Here is a 20,269-nt window from a genome sequence, read left to right on the forward strand (position 1 = left end):
AAAATTAGGTCGTCTTACTTAAAGAGAATAGTTATGGATTGTAAACACCACGCACTGAGTTTATCGCAGCTGGATATATTTTTGGATCAGCAAAAGCACCCACAATCGCCAATTTATAATATCGGCGGATATGTTGAATTGATGTCTCAAATTGATATGGCACTATTCGAACGGGCATTTGATGTTGCTGCGACAAGGCATGATGCCTTCTATTTAAGGTTCGATTCTCATGATGGGAAGCCGTACCAATATTTGCAAACTGTCGGGCCTAAGCTTCTTCTGCACGATTTTACTGCACATACACACCCTAGAGAAGATGCACTAGCGCTTATTAAAAAAACCTATGCATCACCATTTAAGTTGATAGTTGAATCGCCTCAACGAGCTGGTTTAGTTAAGTTATCAGATACTTGCTACTGGTTTTATACCGTATCTCATCATCTTGCTATGGATGGATGGGGATACAGTCTATGGATAAAGAACCTGATCAATCAGTATATGCGTATGGCTGGGATTGAGGGTGCAGAACCTGAACCTGAGGTTTTCTCTTTTATTGACAGTGTTGAGTCTCGCTCTGACTATGTAAATAGCAAGCAATATCAGCGTTCTTTGGCGTATTGGCTCGCTGAATTGCAGCAAATGCCAAGCTTAGTATTTGAAGCGAAGGAGCCTATATTGTGTCAGCAAGTGGCACAGTGTAGTCACCGTGAAACAAGGGCTATTTCGCAGTCCAAATATGCACAATGGCAAGCACTTGCAAAAAGCCATGGTGGGCAGGTTCACCATTTATTTTTGGCATTACTATATTGCTACTTCAATCGTGTTACATCAGAAAATGTACTTGCTTTTGGTATGCCATCTCATAATCGCTCTTCGGCTGATAAGCAGGTGGTTGGGTCATATGTAAGCGTCAGTCCTATGCGTTTTGAAAAAGCGCCTTGTGACACCCTTTGCGGACTAATCCAAAACATTAAAGGAACCATGGCTAAAAGTGCAAGGCACTTGCGCTTTCCGATTCATAAAGCGATTGAAGAAAGCAACAAGGCAATACCGGCACGATTGTTTGATATTCAGTTTAACTATCAGCTGCTGGATTACGTGGTAGGTAATGAAGATTGTGCAACAGAGTCTTACTTTTTAACTTCAAACAGCGAACGAGTCCCTTTTACCTTTACTATTTGTGAATATGGTGAACATCAAGATACGCAAATTCAAACAGATACAAATAACGCTTATTTTGATACACAAGAAGGCGCACTACATCTAGATCGTATGTTATTCATGCTAGAACAACTGGCTGAGAACCCAGAGTTACCTCTTTCTGAATTAGAGATAGTCACACCTGCTGAACAGTCTCAGTTGATCGCATGGGCTGGGCAAAGCCAAGCTCAAACGCAACGAATTGAAACTCGATTTGCAGCAACGGCAGTACAGTTTGCCGATGCTGTGGCAATAGAGCAAAGTGAACAGAGCATTACTTACCGGGAGCTTAATCAGCAAGCGAATCAAATTGCACATGCATTACTTGAGTGTGCGCCTCAAGCTCAAGTGATAGGGATATCGAGTCAGCGCTCAATTGAAATGATAGCCATTGTTTTGGGTATTTTAAAAGCGGGCAAAGCGTATATGCCTATTGATGCCAGCTACCCAATTGAGCGTCAAGAGCAAATGCTTGAAGTTAGCGAGTGTCCATTATTGCTCACCGATAGTGCGAGCTTAATGGCATCGGAACTGGTTTGTGAGCGTATAGATATAGGTTCGCAGCAATGGTGTTCTTTGATTGCAAGCCAGCCTACTAACAATGTTGATGTTGAAATAAATCATGAGCTTGCTTATTTGATGTTCACATCGGGCTCTACAGGCAAACCTAAAGGAGTGATGATCCCACATCAAGGCATCACGCGATTGGTCATTGATAGCAACTTCATGGCTATCGACTCATCACTTTGTATGTTGCAACTATCTAATGTGTCATTTGATGTTGCAACATTAGAGATTTGGGCACCGCTTCTCAATGGCGGAAAGTTGGTACTTTACCCTCAAGCGGATTTATCGTTTACGCGTTTGCACGACACAATCATCACACACCAAGTGAACAGCATGTGGTTAACTTCGGCTTTATTTGACCGATGGGTGCATGATATTGAGATAGTACCAAGCTGTTTAACGCAAGTGTTGGCTGGTGGAGATGTTGTATCGGCTGAGTCGGTCAAAAGCTTATTCGCTAAGGCGCCTAGTGTTCGCTTTATTAATGGCTATGGGCCGACAGAAAACACTACATTCAGTACTTGCCATAGTGTCTACGGCACAGACCTAATAGGTTCGCGTTTGCCCATTGGTAAGCCAATAGATAATTCACTTTGTTTTATCTTAGATGAGAACCAGCAAATGTTGCCGCTGGGGTGTGTTGGAGAGCTATGTGTTGCTGGCGAAGGATTAGCGCTGGGGTACTTAAACAATGAAGAAGCAACTAACGATAAGTTTATCGATGTGCTCATCGGCGGACAAACGCAAAGAGTCTATCGTACCGGTGATATGGCGCATTGGCATATGGATGGCACTTTGGCTTACATGGGACGCCAAGATCAGCAGGTTAAAATTAGAGGGTTCCGAATTGAACTGTCAGAAATTGCGGCGTCGCTGACAGGTCATGAATATGTATCTGAGTGTGCGGTGGTATGCAGTGAAGATAAACAAATTATTGCTGCTATACGGTTATCTAACGCAACAATATCTCAAGAGGGTTTAGATGCGCAGCTAAAAGACTATTTAAGCGCTCAGCTACCACACTTTATGTTGCCAAACCGCATCGTGGTCCTTGAGTCTTTGCCTGTGACATCAAATGGCAAATTGGATCGTAAAGCCATTTTGCAGCAAATAGGCAAGGATCACAGCAAAGTTCATGTGGCACCCAGAAACCAATTAGAACAGCATTTACATGATATCTGGGTCACATTACTTAATGGGCCTATTGGCATACAAGATAGCTTCTTTGAACTGGGTGGTCATTCACTCATTGCGATGCAATTAGTTGCAAAAATAAGCCAAGAGTTAGGAGTTGAGTTGTCTCTAGATTGTATCTTTAGGCATCATACGATTGAATCTTTAGCTAAGGTGATTGAGACACAAGTCAGCTCAAATGAGGTTACTTTAGACAGTTTTGAAGGGCTGCAGGCATCAGGTGTGCTATCGCTTGCACAGCAGCAAATTTGGCAAGACCAACAGCTCAATGGTGTTAATGCTAAATATAATATTCCGGGTGCTTTTCACATCAAAGGGCCATTAAATGTTGAAGCTCTCGAGGATGCACTCCAGTGTCTTGTACAAAGACATCAAATTTTACGTACCAACTATAAAACTGAGGCTGATGAGGTTGTTCAATTTGCTCAGTTGCAGTTTGATAATATACTTAATAAACATGATTTTAGTGATATTCCAAGTACCTTAACGCAACAGCTTTGTAAGGAACTTTTTGAAAATGAGATAAGTAAGCCGTTTAATTTAGCAACCGACTTAATGGTGCGTGTGCAAATAATTAAATTGGCTAGTGAAGAGCATTATTGCTGTATCACGCTACATCATATTGCCTTAGATGGCTGGTCGTTAAATCTATTCTTTGAAGAACTAGAACAAGCTTATCAGAGTTTTAATTGTGACCGAGAGCCATCATTTACCCCATTAAAACTGCAATATGCTAACTTTGCTGATTGGCAACAAGCGCGTATTAGTAATGGCGACTTTGCCGAAGAGTTGGGTTATTGGCAGTCTCACCTTAATGATGCGCCACAGTGCCACCAGCTACCTCTCGATTATACAAGGCCTAAACAATGGCAGCCGACGGGGAGTATTGTACGTACTCAACTGGGTGCCGAGTTGACAGCTAAGCTCAAACAATTTGCAAAAATGCAGAAAGTGACCATGTTTACTGCTCTACAGCAAGCATATGCTTTGACGATGAGTATGTTTAGTGGTCAAACTGACATATTAATGGGCACTCCTATTGCGGGGCGTGAGCGAAAAGAAACACACGATTTACTTGGTTGCTTTACCAATACTTTGGTATTACGCAGCCAATTTGATAATCATGCATCATTTACCAATCATGTAACACAAAGCCATAAGCATTGGTTGAATAATATCGCCAATCAATCTGTGCCATTTGAGCAATTGATGTCGCATTTGAATCCACAACGAGTACAAGGGGCCCACCCATTATTTCAATTGTGGTTTGTGTTAAATACTCAAGCGACCCCAGGTAGCAATTTTTCTCTGGCAGATACGCACATAGTGCAAGATGAGGCGAACACCAGATTGGTTAAGTTTGATCTAATGCTGGCGGCCAGTGAGTCAGGTGATGAACTGCATTTGGAATGGCAGTTTAACCGTTCACTTTTCAAGGCTGAGACAATTCAAGCATTTGCTCGATTAATGGAAAGCATATTAGCTCAAGCATTGGCAAGCCCTCACCTTGCTATTAGTGAACTTGAGATAGCTCAAAAACAGAACCTATCAGTGGTTGAGGCGCAGCCACTTACTACACCGCAATATCTAGAGAATGTTTGTCAAGCTTTCCAGCATTGGTTAATGCATGAACCAAATCGTGTGGCAGTGGTTGATGGTACCCGCTCACTAACTTATCAAGCGTTGGCGCAACGCGTCGACAGGCTCGCAGGACTCATGGCTGACATGGGTGTTGAGCAAGGTAGCTATGTGGCTTTGAAGTTTGAGCGAGGCTTGGAAGCCATTGTGAGTATGTTAGCGACACTAAAATTGGGCGCTGCCTATTTACCTCTGGATTTAGCATTACCTGCTGAGCGTATTGAGTTTGTGATTAATGATGCACAGCCTGCGCTGATTCTAACCACCAGCCAATATTTACATGATTTTGATAATTGTGCGGTTGATAGCTGTTTAATTGAAGCTGTCGATGAACCTGATTGGCTGGCTGATATTGAACCAATACTCGACGCTCCTGTAATAAATCCACATGACCCTGTTTATGTGATTTACACATCAGGCACAACAGGGCAGCCAAAAGGGGTGGTGGTTACCCATGCTAATTTATCGCACTACTTAAGTGGCTTGATTTGTCAGTATCAATTTGAATCGAAGCTTAGTTATGCCGTGATGTCATCTATCGCCACTGACTTAGGAAACACTACCTTATTTTTAAGTTTGGCAAGTGCTGGCACCATGCACTTGTTAGGTGAACAAGCTGTGCTAAGTAGTGATTTAGTATGCCAGTACTTCGATAAATACGGTATTGATGTGGCTAAACTAACACCAAGTCATTTCAGTGCTTTGAGTTCATCTGAACATCACCCAATAGCGCAGCACACAATGATTTTTGGGGGTGAGAAGCTGCCAGCATCAACGGCTGCGTTAGTAAAAAATGACCATCCTCAGATACGCGTTATTAACCACTATGGACCAACAGAGGCCTGCATTGGCTGTTTAACTCATGAAGTTCAAAGTCTTGCTGACAATGTGGTAATGCCACTTGGTTTACCTCTGCCTGGAACGTCTGTTTATGTTGTTAATGAGCAATTAAAAGCCGTGGTAAAAGGTGCATGGGGCGAACTGATTATCTGTGGCCCAGCTATCGCTCAGGGGTACTTAAATCAGCCGCAACTTACAGCAGAACGCTTTATTGAATGGACGGATGAAAATGGACTGTTAGTGCGCGGATATCGCAGTGGTGACCGAGTTCGTATCAATACGCTAGGACTAATTGAGTTTGCTGGTCGAAATGATGATCAAGTAAAAATAAGAGGGTTCCGTGTTGAAACCCAAGAGATAACAGAAGTGGCAAAAGCGATTTGTCACGCCAGCAATGCAACCACGTTCATTCGAGGTGAAGCGGGTCAGGAGCAACTCTACTGTGTGATTGAATGCACAGCTGGTGAGGCATCTTTATCGGTTCAGCAAGTTCGCCAAGAAATGGCCAATATTTTACCTGCACATATGCTGCCTAGCGTTATTTCATTTGTAGCGTGTATGCCATTACTGGCTAACGGCAAACTCGATATAAAAGCCATCAAAATCTTAGCGCAAGGAGAGTCTGACGAACAGTTAGTCGCTGCCACAACGGTACAGCAACAGCTAGTGCATGACCTATGGTGCGATTTACTCAATAACGATCGTATTTCAATTGATAAAGGCTTTTTTGAAGTAGGCGGTAACTCACTGCTAGCTACTCGCTTAAGTAATGAAATCAAGATATTAACTGGTGTCAAAGTGCCCCTGCGCACGTTAATGGATAACCCCACTATTACCGACTTAGCTTGGCTGTTGGAAGACACCAAGAAAGATAATCAATCTATTGATAACAATGAAGAAAAAATAGAATTTGAGATATAGGAACAGAATTATGAATCAGCAACTAACTAGTATTGAATACCCAGTAGAATTAAACGGCTTAAGTCTGATGACTTGGATTGAGCAACATCAAGATGCGATTAGACAGCAGATTGAAACCCATGGTGCCATTTTGCTCAGAGGCTTAAACATTATAAGTAGTGCTCAGTTTGGTAAAATTATCTCGCATATGTTCTCAGAAGAGTTACTGAGCTATACCAATCGCTCAACACCACGTAAAGAGCTAAAAGGTAATGTGTATACGTCAACGGAATATCCTCCGGAAGAGTCAATTCCACTGCACAATGAAAATGCTTACTCCCATGAATGGCCGATGAAGCTTGCCTTTTTGTGTTTGGTCGCGCCTAGTGAAGAAGGCGAAACGCCGATTGCTGATAGCCGTAAAATTTATGATCAAATACCAGCACATATACGTGAAAAGTTTGAGCAAAAAGGTGTTATGTATCTGCGCAATTATGATGCAGTTGGACTGCCTTGGCGTGAAGTGTTTCAGGTCGAAACGAAAGCAGAGGCTGAAGCATATTGCATTAAAAACGACATTCAATTTGAATGGTTAGATGATGATGGCTTAAGAACTCGCCAAATCTGTCCTGCGGTACAAACACACCCAATTACGGGTGAAAAAATTTGGTTTAATCAAGCCCATTTATTTCATGTATCAAATCATGATGAAGCGAATCGCAAAGCGTTAGAGGAAACATTCTCAACAGAGTCTTTACCGCGCCATTCATTCTATGGTGATGGTGAGCCAATTGAGGAGGAGTACCTAGCGGTGATCCGCCAAGCTTTCTTGGCCCAGAAGGTTAAGTTTACTTGGCAGCGCGGCGACCTGATGATCATTGATAACATGTTGTACTGTCATGGTCGCCAACCATACAAAGGCAATCGCCGTATCTTAGTTTCGATGGTAGAAGCAAACACATTAGCTGCGCAAGCACAAAGAGGTGAGCAAAATGAGTGTGCTTGATTTACTGCAAGAACTAACGGCGCTGGGTGTCACTTTGTCATTGAATGGTGAAAACCTAAAAGTGTCTGGCAACAAATCAGCGTTAACAGACTCTTTAATTAAAAGTATTAAAATCAATAAAGCTGACTTGGTTACATACTTGAAACAATCAGAGGCGCTAGATAGCGATATAACCCCATTGTCTGACACGCAGCGTTATGAGCCTTTACCTCTGTCTTATAATCAAAGACGTTTGTGGTTTGTTGCACAGCTAGCTGATGAAAGCTCAGCGTACAACGGAGCATGTGCGTTACGTATTGAAGGGGAGATCAATGACGGTATCGTAGCAAATGCCCTGACTGAATTGGTGCAGCGCCATTCAAGCTTGCGTACTGTCTTCGGGCAAACCAATGGGGAGCCTTGGCAAAAGCTGCAGGCAGTCCCTAACTTCCCATTACAGTATGAAGACTTAAGTACCTTAGCCGCTGATCAGCAAAAAGAGGCTTTGCAACAAGTAAAACAAGTTGCAGCACAGACGCCCTTTAAACTAGATAGTGATCTGCTGTTAAGAGCTGTCTTGATTAAGCTCAATGAAGAGGAACATTGTTTGGTACTTGTGGTGCATCATATTGTCTCAGATGCATGGTCGCAAAATATTCTAGTACGAGACCTTAGCGAAATTTATCAATCTCTTGCGAACAATGAAACCGTGCAACTAGGGCCTCTAGCACTGCAATACGTTGACTACGCAGTATGGGAACAAAAAACTTTGCAGGGCCACTTGTTGGAGCAGAAGTTGGCGTATTGGCAGGCGACTTTACAAGATGCACCGGGTGTACATGAAATTCCTTTGGATAAAGCACGCCCTGCTGAGCAGCAGTTCAATGGTGAGCGTATTTCACAGGTATTAGACCCACAGCTAAGCCAGTGGCTCAAAAGCAAAGCATTACAAGCTGGCACTACGGTTTATGTGGTGATGCAAGCACTTTATGCTGTTTGGGTTGCTCGAGTCAGCGGTCAATCTGATGTTGTGATGGGCACGCCTGCGGCGAATCGCAGTCATCATAATACACAACAGATAACCGGGTTTTTCTCAAATACATTGGTATTGAGAAACCACATCGACTTTGATGCTGATTTTGATAGCTTATTACAGGCAAATAAAGCTCAGTTAAATCAAGCTTTTTCACATCAAGATGTACCTTTTGATATGTTGGTTGAACGTTTAAATGTACAACGTTCAAAAGCGATTAATCCATTGTTTCAATTGTGGTTTTCTGTACATCAAAATCGTCAAAATGGCATTGAGCTCAATGGTCAAGAGGTACAATTAGAGCGAATTGAGCAGCAGCAAGCCCGCTATGATCTGAAATTTGAAGCGAACGTGTCGGATGAGTCATGTGAACTGGTTTGGGAATACAATAGTGATTTATTTCTAGCAAAAAAAGTAGCCGTATTTGCTGAGCAGTTTATATCTTTAGCTAAGCAAATTATGGCCCAGCCTGATACATCGGTATGGCAGTTGAAATTAGATGATGATGAGATTGACGCCGATCATGTTAAGCACACCGCGGGGGATTTAACATTATTAAGTGAGCGTTTTGCAGCAAGTGTAATTGCTTCACCTGAGCGCGTTGGTGTTATTGAAGGTGGTGCACAGTTAAGCTATGGCGAACTTGATAGACAAAGCCACAAACTCGCCGCATTTTTACAGGAGCAAGGCATAGAAGCCGGCGATTGTGTAGGTGTATGCGCTGAGCGCTCGCTTGAAGCGACCATTGCGTTACTTGCTATTATCAAAGTTGGCGCGGCTTATGTGCCTATGGACCCAGAGTATCCCGAGGCACGATTAACGCATATTGCTGAACAAAGTCAGCTTGAATTTGTACTTGTGTCTACTTCAGCAAGTAATGACTTTCCATTAACAGAGTTAGAAATGGTCAGCCTTAGTGGAGCTGAACAAGCAGATTGGCTTGAGGATTATCAAGATATTGAGCTGTTTCCGATTAAGGTAGATGCTGAGGCTGCGGTGTATGTTATTTTCACTTCAGGTTCAACGGGCTTGCCTAAAGGGGTGCCTGTTAGTCATAAAAACTTACTCAATTATATTGACCAATTAACGGCTCGTTATCCATTTGATGCGGGCTGGCAATTTGCGCAAACGGCTACCTTAGCAACCGATTTAGGTAATACAATGCTGTTTGGCGCTTTGCTTGGGCAAGGTACTTTACATGTGCTTAGCAAAGAATGTGTGATTGATGGTGCCGCCATTGCTGATTACTTCGCTACGCACCATATTGACGTTGCTAAATTTACGCCGAGTCATTTTGCTGCTTTATTAGATGGTGCAGTCGACGCAAAAGTGTTGCCAAAGCGCTATTTATTACTCGGTGGTGAGAACTTTTCTATTGCACTACGAGATACCATATTAAAGCTACGCACGCAGCAATTACAGCCATGTAGTGTGATCAATCACTATGGTCCAACTGAAGCAACAATTGGGTGTTTGACTTACGAAGTAATGGGTACTGAAACGCAACGGTCAGTGCCTATTGGTAAACCTTTTGATAACTTGCTCGGTTTAGTCATGCAAGGTGAGCAACCTGTACCCAATGGTGTAAAAGGTGAGTTGGTTATTTTTGGTGCGTCCGTCACTCAAGGATATTTGCAAAGTACGGCCGATGAAGGTCGTTTCGTTGAGTTAACTATTGGTCAAAAAACACTCAAAGGTTATCGTACTGGAGATCTAGTTGTTCAAGACTTAAATGGTGATATCAGCTACTTAGGTCGTTCTGATGATCAGATCAAAGTACGGGGTTACCGCATAGAATTGGGTGAGATTGAACACACTTTATTGGCCTGTAATGATATTACACAAGCTTGTGTTGTTATCAAAGAAATAGATGCTAAAGCCCAACTGATAGCCTATGTTGTGGCAGATGCAACAACGCAAAAGATAACTAACTACCTAAAAGATCAACTACCAACGCATATGGTACCAGATCATATTATTGCTTTAGAGCAACTTCCGCTGACTGAAAATGGCAAACTAGACCGCAAGGCTCTCCCCATGCCTTATGAGGCCGCGAGTTACCAATTCATAGCTCCAAGTACTGATACTGAACTATCGTTACAAGCGCTTTATCAAGAGCTATTAGGAAGCGATAACATCAGTGCCAATGCACATTTTTTTGAGCTGGGTGGACATTCACTGCTAACGACTCGATTATTGGCACGCGTCCGTCAGGTATTTGCGGTTGATTTACATATTCGTGATATTTTTGATACGCCGGTGCTCAGTGAACTCGCTCATTTAATTGACAGTGCTCAAGGCCGAGATGTGTTGAAAATGCCAGCGCTGGTTAATGCCAATGAAGCGCCTTTGTCATATGCACAGCAACGTTTATGGTTTATCGATCAATTTGAAGGCGGCAGTAGCCATTACAATATGCCAGTGGCATTAACGGTAGAGGGGCATCTTGAAATAGCCGCAATTCGTTATGCAGTGGCGAATATTATTGAGCGCCACCATGCATTACGTACGAACTTTACCAGCAGTAATGGACACCCGAGCACGCAACTACAGGTAACACCTCATATTGAGATTGCTGAGCACAATCTAGTTGGCCACTCAGATGCGCAACATGTGCTCAGTCAATTAATTAAAGCGCAGCACCAACACCAATTTGATTTGAGCTGTGACTTACTGATTAAAGTGGGCTACGTATATCTGAGCGATACTCAAGGTGTGTTGCTAATCAATGTTCATCATATTGCCAGTGATGGTTGGTCTATGACGAACTTAATGCATGAGTTTAGTGCTTTTTATGAGCAATATACGGCAAATACCAATGTATCGCTTACACCATTGGTAATTCAATATAGTGATTATGCGGCTTGGCAGCAGCAGTACATGCAATGTGAAGCAGGTAGCAATGATCTTGAATATTGGCGCAATCAGCTGGCGCAATTGCCTGCAGTCCATAGTTTTCCTCTAGATTACACTCGCCCTAGCGAACCGTCGTTCCAAGGTGCAAAAGAGAGCTTCACCTTATCGAAAGCGATACTAGATGATTTGCAGGACATTGCGTTGGCACAACAATGTACATTATCAACGGTGTTACATGCTTGTTATTCATTGATGATCAGTGAATATGCTAATGAGCAGGACATTGTGATTGGTATGCCTGTAGCGAACCGTGAAGATACACGTTTAGAGTCTCTGATTGGTTTCTTTATCAATACCATTGTGCTGCGAGTGACGCATAAAACGAATGAATCATTTACGGATTTATTAGCCAGAGTAAAACAAACGCACCTCGATGCGCTAGCACATCAAAATATGCCGTTTGACTATTTAGTGGAGCAACTTAATCCAGAGCGAAGCCGTGCTCATGCACCACTGTGCCAAATTATGTTCAGCATGAGTAATTACACGTTACCAGCGCTTAGTATTGATGGAAAAAAATTGTCGCCGATAGAGTTTGATAACGCGAACTCAAAATTTGACCTGCTGCTGAATGCTAGACAAAACGGTGAGCAAATGAAGCTGACACTGCAATATGACACAGCCTTGTTTAGTACAGGCACCATGCAGAGTTTTTGTACACGTTTGCAAAACTTTATTGGCGCACTGGCAGGTAATCGTGCGAGTTCAATCTCTGACTTAATGTTGCTTAGCACCCGTGAGCGTGCACAGTTAGCGCAATTTAACGCGCATCAACCACAACAACATCCATTCCCTTGCATTCATCAATATGTAGAGTCTGTTGCTGCGTCAACACCAAGTAATGTGGCAATGACATATCAACAACAAGCAATCAACTATGAAGATCTTAATAATCGTGCTAATCGGTTAGCACGATTGTTGCAAAGTTATAATGTTCAATCTGGCGATTTTGTTGGTATAGGGTGTGAGCAAGGCCCAGATATGGTTATTGCAATGCTGGCAACACTAAAAGTGGGTGCCAGTTATGTACCTTTAGATTTGAGCTATCCGGCTGAGCGCTTAACTACGATGCTCAACGACACAGATATTAATGTGGTGCTATGTACGACAAACACATTATTACGTGTTTCAGCATTACCTGTTGAGTGTATTGCGATGGATGCAGCATCAACAATACAAAGCTTACAGCAATGCTCTACATACAATTTAGATCAGCAGGTTGATAGTAAAAAGGGTGCTTACATCAACTTTACCTCAGGTTCTACTGGACGACCCAAGGGTGTATTAGTGCCTCACAGTGGTATTGTCAGGCTTGTGGTAGATGCCAACTTTATTACTTTTGATCAGCAAGACTGTGTAGCACAAGCGGCAAATCCCTCTTTTGATGCCACTACGCTTGAGGTCTGGGGAGCGCTTGCAAATGGTGCCCGTTTACACTTTGTAGATAAAGAAACGTTGTTGAGTGCACAGCAGCTAAAGCAGGCGATTGGTGAGCATAAGATAAGTACGATGTTTGTGACCACCTCACTGTTTAATCAACTCGCAAATACTAAGCCTGATACCTTTGCGGGCATGAAGTATGTTGTTGTTGGCGGCGAGGCATTAAGTGTTGAAAGTGTTAACAAGGTGATTGCTGGTGGCAAGCCTAAACATTTATTGAATGGCTATGGACCAACGGAAAATACTACGTTTACTGCTGTGTATGATGTGCAAGAAAAGGCCAATAGAGCGGTTCCAATTGGGCCGAGCATTGCAGGTACACGTTGCTATGTATTGTCTGAGCAACAAGCGCTCTTGCCGCAAGGTGCGATTGGCGAGTTGTATGTGGCAGGTGATGGCGTTGCAATAGAGTATGTTGGTCAGCCAGAACAAACGCAAAGTAGTTTTGTCACATTAGCGCATATCGAAGAGCCTAAATTGTATAGAACGGGTGATTTGGTTCGCTGGCGTGCGGATGGTGTTTTGGATTATATAGGACGCGGCGATCACCAAGTTAAAGTGAGAGGTTTTAGAATTGAACTTGGTGACATTGAATCGGCACTTGCAAAGCTAAATGGTGTTAAAGATAGCTGTGTGAACGTGATGCTAGACTCCGTTGGAACGAAGCGCTTAATTGCCTATTTCACTGTAAGCGACAACACAACTTCGCTAAGTGCACAAACGTTAAAAGCCAAATTACAAGAGGCTTTACCTGATTACATGGTACCCAGTGAGTTTGTACTACTTGCTGCGTTACCATTGAACGATAATGGAAAATTGGATAGAGCGGCACTGCCTGCGCCACATTTGGATTCGTCTTCAAACGAGACGCTTGTACCTGCAAAAGGGGCGTTGGAGTTAACCTTAGCTGAGATTTTCCAAGACTTGTTGAATATATCTAAAGTAGGGCGTAATAGTGATTTCTTTAAGTTAGGAGGGCATTCACTCTTAGCAACCCGATTAGCAGGTGAAGTGCAGGCGCGTTTATCGATTAACTTACCGATTAAAGCTATTTTTACCCACCCTAAGCTAGCATCGTTGGCTAAATGGATTACTGAGCAAGGTGATACAGCAACCTTACCCGCTATTGTGCCCACACAAAATAGTGATAAAGCACCGTTGTCTTTTGAGCAACATCGCCTGTGGTTTATTGACAATGTAGAAGGCGAAAGTGCGCAATACAATATGCCTGTGGCCTTTACATTACGCGGCAAACTTAATCAACAGGCACTTGAATATGCGTTTGAGCAATTGGTTGCAAGGCATGAGATCCTACGAACGTCTTATCACGAACAACAGGGTCAAGCTTGGCAGATTGTAAGTACCATTTGTGAGTTTGCAATTGAGCAACATGATGTGAGTTCGCTTGCAGAAAAAGATAGAAGGGCGCAAATAACTACGTTGTTTGAAATGGCAGCACAAATGCCTTTTGAGCTATCTGGTTCACCCATGCTGCGTGTTACGCAAGTTCGTGAGCACGACTCGTTACATCACTTATTGATCAATATTCATCATATTGCATGTGACGGGTGGTCGATAGGTATTATCGTTAAAGAGCTTAATGCGCTATACACCAGTTATGTCAATGGCACTGAGGCGGTATTAAAAAAGTTGCCAATTCAATTTAGTGATTATGCCCAGTGGCAAACAACGCATTATCAGGGTCAGTTTGTCGAGCAGCGTAAACAATACTGGTTGGATAGATTGGTTGATATTCCTGTGGTGCATGGTGTGCCGTTAGATAAACCAAGACCGGCACGCATGAGCACCCATGCGCAACAGCTATGGTTAAAGCTAGATGAGCAAACCACGGCACGGCTCAATAGTTTTGCACAACAGCGAGAAGCCACGTTATTTATGGTATTGCAGTCGCTATATGCACTGACTATTGCTCGTTGGAGCCGAACAACAGATGTGGTAATTGGATCGCCTGTTGCTGGGCGCTCAAATAGCGCCGTGGCAGATTTAGTTGGCTGTTTTGTTAATACCATTGCAATTCGCAACCACGTCGACTTTGAGCAAAGCTTTGATACATATTTTGAGCAAACACGCGCTGATATTTTATCGGATTTGGCGCACCAAGAGCTGCCTTTTGATACGTTAGTTGAAGCGTTAAACCCACCAAGAAGCACCAGCCATTTACCTATTTTTCAGTTGTGGTTTGTGCTGCAAAATATGCCATCAGAGACGTTTGATTGGTCAGGTGTTGAGATGACACCAATTGAGCTGGCAACAACTCGGGCGAAGTTTGACATCATGCTCAGTGCAACGGAGAAAAATAAAGAGATTGCCCTGCACTGGGTATACAACAGTGATTTGTTTAATACCGCCACTATAGAAGCTATGGCGGCGAGTTTCATGACATTAGTTGATGCAGTATTAGCTGAACCAGAGGTGTCTATAGGCGCGTTGAAAATCATTAATGATGATCAAAAACAACAGCTTATAAATTTTCAGAAAAAGCCTGAAGTTGCTCAAATAACGGCGCCAGTGAGTGTGGTTGAGCAAATTGCGTCTTATGCAGAGCGTAAACCAAATGCGTTAGCCATTGAGTACCAGCAGCAACAATTGAGTTTTTCACAGCTAATGGAACGAGCAAATAGGTTGGCAGCATTACTGAATGAGTCTGGCGTTGAAGTGGGAGATAGGGTAGGAATTGCAACTAGCAGAAGTGCAGAACTACTTATCGCGGTAGTGGCTACGATGCGTTTAGGGGCCGTGTTTGTCCCCTTGGACTCTAAAGCTCCCAGTAAGCGTTTAGCCTATATATGTGAAGACAGTGATATTCAAACTATTCTTGCCGTGGGCAATGATGCTACACAGTTTGATACGCTGGGGCTAGATATCATTATGCTAGATGGGGCTGCCAGTGATGAGTCATGGTTAGCAGGCTCAGAGCTTGATGATTGCCAATTCCCATTAGCAACCCAACTTGCCTATATACTTTACACTTCTGGGACCACCGGTCAGCCAAAAGGCGTAAAGGTAAGCCACGGTAATTTAGCAAGTCTAACTTATAGTTTGCATGAGTTGCTGCAAGCGCAAGGTATTGCAGGAGAATACCGTTGGGCATGGAATGCCCCTTTGATGTTTGATGCTTCTTTGCAGGCAGTGAGCCAATTGGGCTTAGGTGCAAGTTTAGTGTTAATCGATGAAGATACTCGGATGGAGCCGAGTGCTTTTGTTTCATTGTTAACACAAAAACAGATAGATATTTTTGATTGTACACCGGCTTTTGCGGAGTTATTACTTAATGAAACGCATATAGCCAATGCACAATTACCATCGCTTATTGTAGGCGGCGAAGCGGTGAGTGCACAACTATGGCAAAGAATTGGCCAACATATGCAGCAAGGTGGACAGTTTGCCATTAATGCATACGGGCCGACAGAAGCGACTATAGACGCAACCTACGCCGTGATCACAACACAGTTGGATAGCCATATTGGCCGACCACTGAGCAATACACACATTCACATTGTTGACGAGCAGCAACAGGTTGTGCCACCAGGCATGGTTGGCGAGTGCTGTATTGAAGGTGCTGGCGTAAGCCAAGGCTATCTTAACCAAGCAGAGCTCACCGCGCGTCAATATGTCGAAATTGAAGGCGCTGATGGTCGCACAACAGATGTATATAGAACCGGTGATTTGGTACGTTGGCGAGCAGATGGCAACTTAGCTTATCTGGGTCGTATTGATAATCAGGTTAAGCTACGTGGTTATCGAATTGAGCTGGCAGAAATCGAAGCCGCATTGGTCACTATGGATGCTGTGTCACATGCTGCATTAGTAGTTAAAGAACAGTGCCTGATTGCATATGTAGTTCCTACACATACTACAACATTATCTGATGATGTTGTGAGCCTGCATTTACGTGAAACACTTGCGGATTACATGATCCCATCACACTTTGTATATCTAGAAGCATTGCCGGTAACAGCGAATGGCAAAGTAAATTACCGAGCACTGCCTGATGTGCAAGCAAGTAAGGTAACGCACTATGTTGAGCCAACGAATGCCGATGAGTCATTACTGCAAGAGATCTGGTGTGAATTATTAAAACGCGACACCGTTAGTTGTGAAGATAACTTCTTTACGTTAGGGGGTCACTCACTGCTGGCAATACGAATGAATAGTGCTGTGAAAGAGCGGATGCAAAAACGCTTTGCACTGCAAACGCTATTTGAATACCCCTCGATTAAGCAATTGGCAGTGCACTTGGTGCAAAGTGATGAGCAAGGAGTGCAAGCGGTTGATGATTCATTGCGTGTACCGCTGTCTTATGCGCAACAACGTATGTGGTTGATTGAACAAATGGATGAAGGCAGTGTGCACTATAATATTCCATCCGTTTTCCACCTTCAAGGTCAGCTCGATGTTGCTGCGTTGCAGCATGCACTACAGGAAGTTGTGACGCGTCATGCTTCATTGCGAACCGTGATTGCTGTCGATGATGACGGCGCTTACCAGCATGTTAATGAGGTGAGCTATGTGCCAGTGAGTATCACTGATTTAAGTCACCAAGATGAGCAAAGAGCACAGCAAAAAGTACGTGAATTAGTCAAAGAAGATGCACTTAAGCCATTTAATCTAACCCGCGATCTAATGTTACGTGCGGGGCTAATTAAACTCAGTGATAGCCATCATATAATGATGTTTAACATGCATCATATTGCCTCCGACGGTTGGTCTATCAGTGTCTTAATTCGCGAACTGACAGAGTTATATGATGCACATGTAAATGCGCGCAATGCAATACTACCTACGCTGCCTGTGTCATACAGAGATTATACGCATTGGCAGCTATCAGTCGCTTCACAAGCAAAAATTGCTGATGATAAAGCTTATTGGCTTGAGCACTTAAAGACGCTACCTCAGGTTCACAGTTTACCATTGGATAAAACTCGCCCTGCAAGGCAAAGTTACCAAGGTGCTATTGTGGAGCGACATCTAGATAGTAATGTGCTGGCAAACTTAAAAGCATTTTCAGATAAGCACGGTGTGACGTTATTTATGACGTTGCAAGCGACCTTGGCGGTGTTACTAGCACGTTGGAGTCATGAGCAAGATATTGTCATTGGCACACCGGTTGCGGGGCGGACTGAGCAGGCTTTAGAGCCAATGATTGGATTCTTTCTTAATACATTAACATTACGAAATAATTTGCAAGATAACCCTAAATTCGTTGATTTCTTAGCCGCGACGAAAGACATGGTTTTAAATGCATTTAAACATCAAGACTGCCCATTTGAATTGTTGGTAGAAGAGTTAAAGCCAGAGCGTAGTGCAAGCCACCTACCGCTGTTTCAGATCATGTTTGTGTTACAAAACCAAGGGCAAGAAACGCTGAGCCTGCCTGGCATTGACTTTATTCCCGCTGAGCGAGAGGAAATCGTATCAAAGTTTGACTTGTTGCTTAATGCGGTTGAAGTTGATGGTGCATTAGCATTGTCATGGGATTACAACATTGATTTGTTCTATGCGCAGACGGTAGAGCGCATGGCAGACGGCTTTATATGCTTATTAGAGCATATTTTAAAGGCGCCAGAGCAGACTATCGAAGGGCTAAACCTGCTGCCTCAAGCGCAGCGACAAACCATGTTGTACGATTGGAACAATACGACACGGTCGTTCCCAGATGATAAGTTGATGCATCAACTCTTTATTGAGCAAGTGAGTATAACACCCGATGCAATCGCCGTGGTTGATGAACATGGCACGATGACTTATGAAGCGTTGTACTGGGCAGCGGTTGCATTGCAGCAGCATATCGCTGAACACGCATTCGAAACAGAAAGCTTGATTGCTGTTCGATTGCCTAAAGGGCGTTGGCAGCTAGTGGCAACGTTAGCCATTATGATGTCTGGTTCGGCCTATCTACCGCTAGATGTGACTTGGCCTGCACAGCGTTGCGATCAAATACTGTCGCATGCAAATGCGGTTATGGTGATTGTAGGTGAGCAACCACAAGATGATTTGACGTCGCACGTGCCACAGCTATCAGCAGAACAAACGCAGCAACATACGCAGACCCTTGAGCAGCACATTTATGAGTTCATTTATCGTCAAAAAGTGACTGACTTGGCTTATGTCATATTTACCTCAGGTTCAACAGGGAAACCCAAAGGGGTAGCAATTGAGCACCGCTCGGTGGTGAATACCTTGATTGATGTGAACCAGACTTACAATGTAACAGCACAAGATGGTGTACTGGCCATTTCAGCACTGAGCTTTGATCTATCTGTTTATGACTTATTTGGTTTACTCGCAGTTGGTGGAACCGTGGTCTTTCCGCATCAGTTGCATCTTAAAGATCCAAGTCATTGGGCAAATATGGTGGAACAACACGGTGTAACCATTTGGGATACTGTTCCTGCATCAGCAGAGCTGTTAGTAAGTGAGTATGAACAGCGTGAGATGACAGGGTCTAGCCAATTACGTGTTGTTATGATGAGTGGGGACTGGATCCCACCAACACTACCAAAGCGCTTATGGCAGACATTCTCTAATGCCAAGGTATTTAGCTTAGGTGGCGCAACCGAAGGGTCTATTTGGTCTATTTCTTATCCAATTCTTTCAGACACCAGTGATCGTAAGAGCGTGCCGTATGGCAAGCCGATGACCAACCAAAAATTCTTTGTGCTGAGTAAAGATTTAGAACCATGCCCTGTGGGCGTAATGGGTGAATTACACATCGGAGGTGTTGGGGTCGCGCGTTGTTATTACAACGATGAGCAAAGAAGTGCTGCGAGCTATATCTATCACCCTCAGTTACAGGAAAAGCTTTATAAGACTGGCGATATGGGTCGGTATCTGGCTGATGGCAATATTGAGTTTATCGGACGAATCGATCATCAAGTGAAAATACGTGGCTTTCGAATTGAACTCGGGGAAATAGAGTCAGTGTTGAACGCTCACGAGCATGTTAGCGATGCGATAGTCACTGTGCAAGATGATATCAATCAAGTTAAGCAACTGGTTGCTTATTTAGTACTCGATAGTGAGTTGAAAATTGCACACATTGATGAGCAGGCAGTACGCCGTTATTTGGCTACTAAATTGCCTAACTACATGGTTCCGAGCAAGTTTATGGTACTCAAACAACTTCCTTTAAGTGCCAATGGCAAGGTGGATAGAAAGCAGCTTCCTGCGCCTAACTGGCAAAGCCAGCATAAAGTGGTGCCCCCGAGCACGCCCACTGAACAAATTGTGTTGGATATTTGGACAGATGTGTTATCGCACAACGAAATTGGTATCGAGACCAACTTTTTTGAATTAGGTGGAAGTTCGGTTCATTTAATTCAAGTTGCCAGCAAAATCAACGCAAAAATGAATGGCACCTTCAATGTGGTTTCTTTCTTTGAGCATTCAACTGTCAAGGAAATGGCACGCTTTGTTGACCTTGAAATGGGGCAACAAAGTAGTAACGAACCAGTGTCATCAAATCACGCACGTAAAACACCGAAGCGCACCAATAAGCTTGCACAAAAAAGAAAGCAACGAGCTTAATTGTAGAG

Annotated in this window: 3 protein-coding genes; all 3 read left to right on the forward strand. The window is 43.4% G+C overall.

What is annotated here, in order from left to right; all coding sequences use genetic code 11:
• The first annotated feature begins 33 nt into the window (after positions 1-33).
• The 3 genes from OCI93_RS12685 to OCI93_RS12695 are packed head-to-tail and all read left to right on the forward strand — an operon-like array spanning position 34 to position 20,261.
• The gene (locus tag OCI93_RS12685) at positions 34-6,360 is read left to right on the forward strand and encodes a non-ribosomal peptide synthetase (RefSeq protein ID WP_261626534.1); all 6,327 of its coding nucleotides are present in this window, start codon (positions 34-36) and stop codon (positions 6,358-6,360) included.
• Between the two features lie 10 nt (positions 6,361-6,370).
• Positions 6,371-7,345: a TauD/TfdA family dioxygenase gene (locus tag OCI93_RS12690; protein WP_261594190.1), complete on the forward strand. Its 975-nt coding sequence runs from the start codon at positions 6,371-6,373 to the stop codon at positions 7,343-7,345.
• On the forward strand, positions 7,332-20,261 hold the full coding sequence (locus OCI93_RS12695) for a non-ribosomal peptide synthetase (protein WP_261626535.1): 12,930 nt from the start codon (positions 7,332-7,334) through the stop codon (positions 20,259-20,261). The genes OCI93_RS12690 and OCI93_RS12695 overlap by 14 nt, the downstream gene beginning before the upstream one ends.
• Positions 20,262-20,269 lie beyond the last annotated feature (8 nt).

This window comes from Pseudoalteromonas holothuriae (genome assembly GCF_945859825.1).
GTDB lineage: Bacteria > Pseudomonadota > Gammaproteobacteria > Enterobacterales > Alteromonadaceae > Pseudoalteromonas > Pseudoalteromonas holothuriae.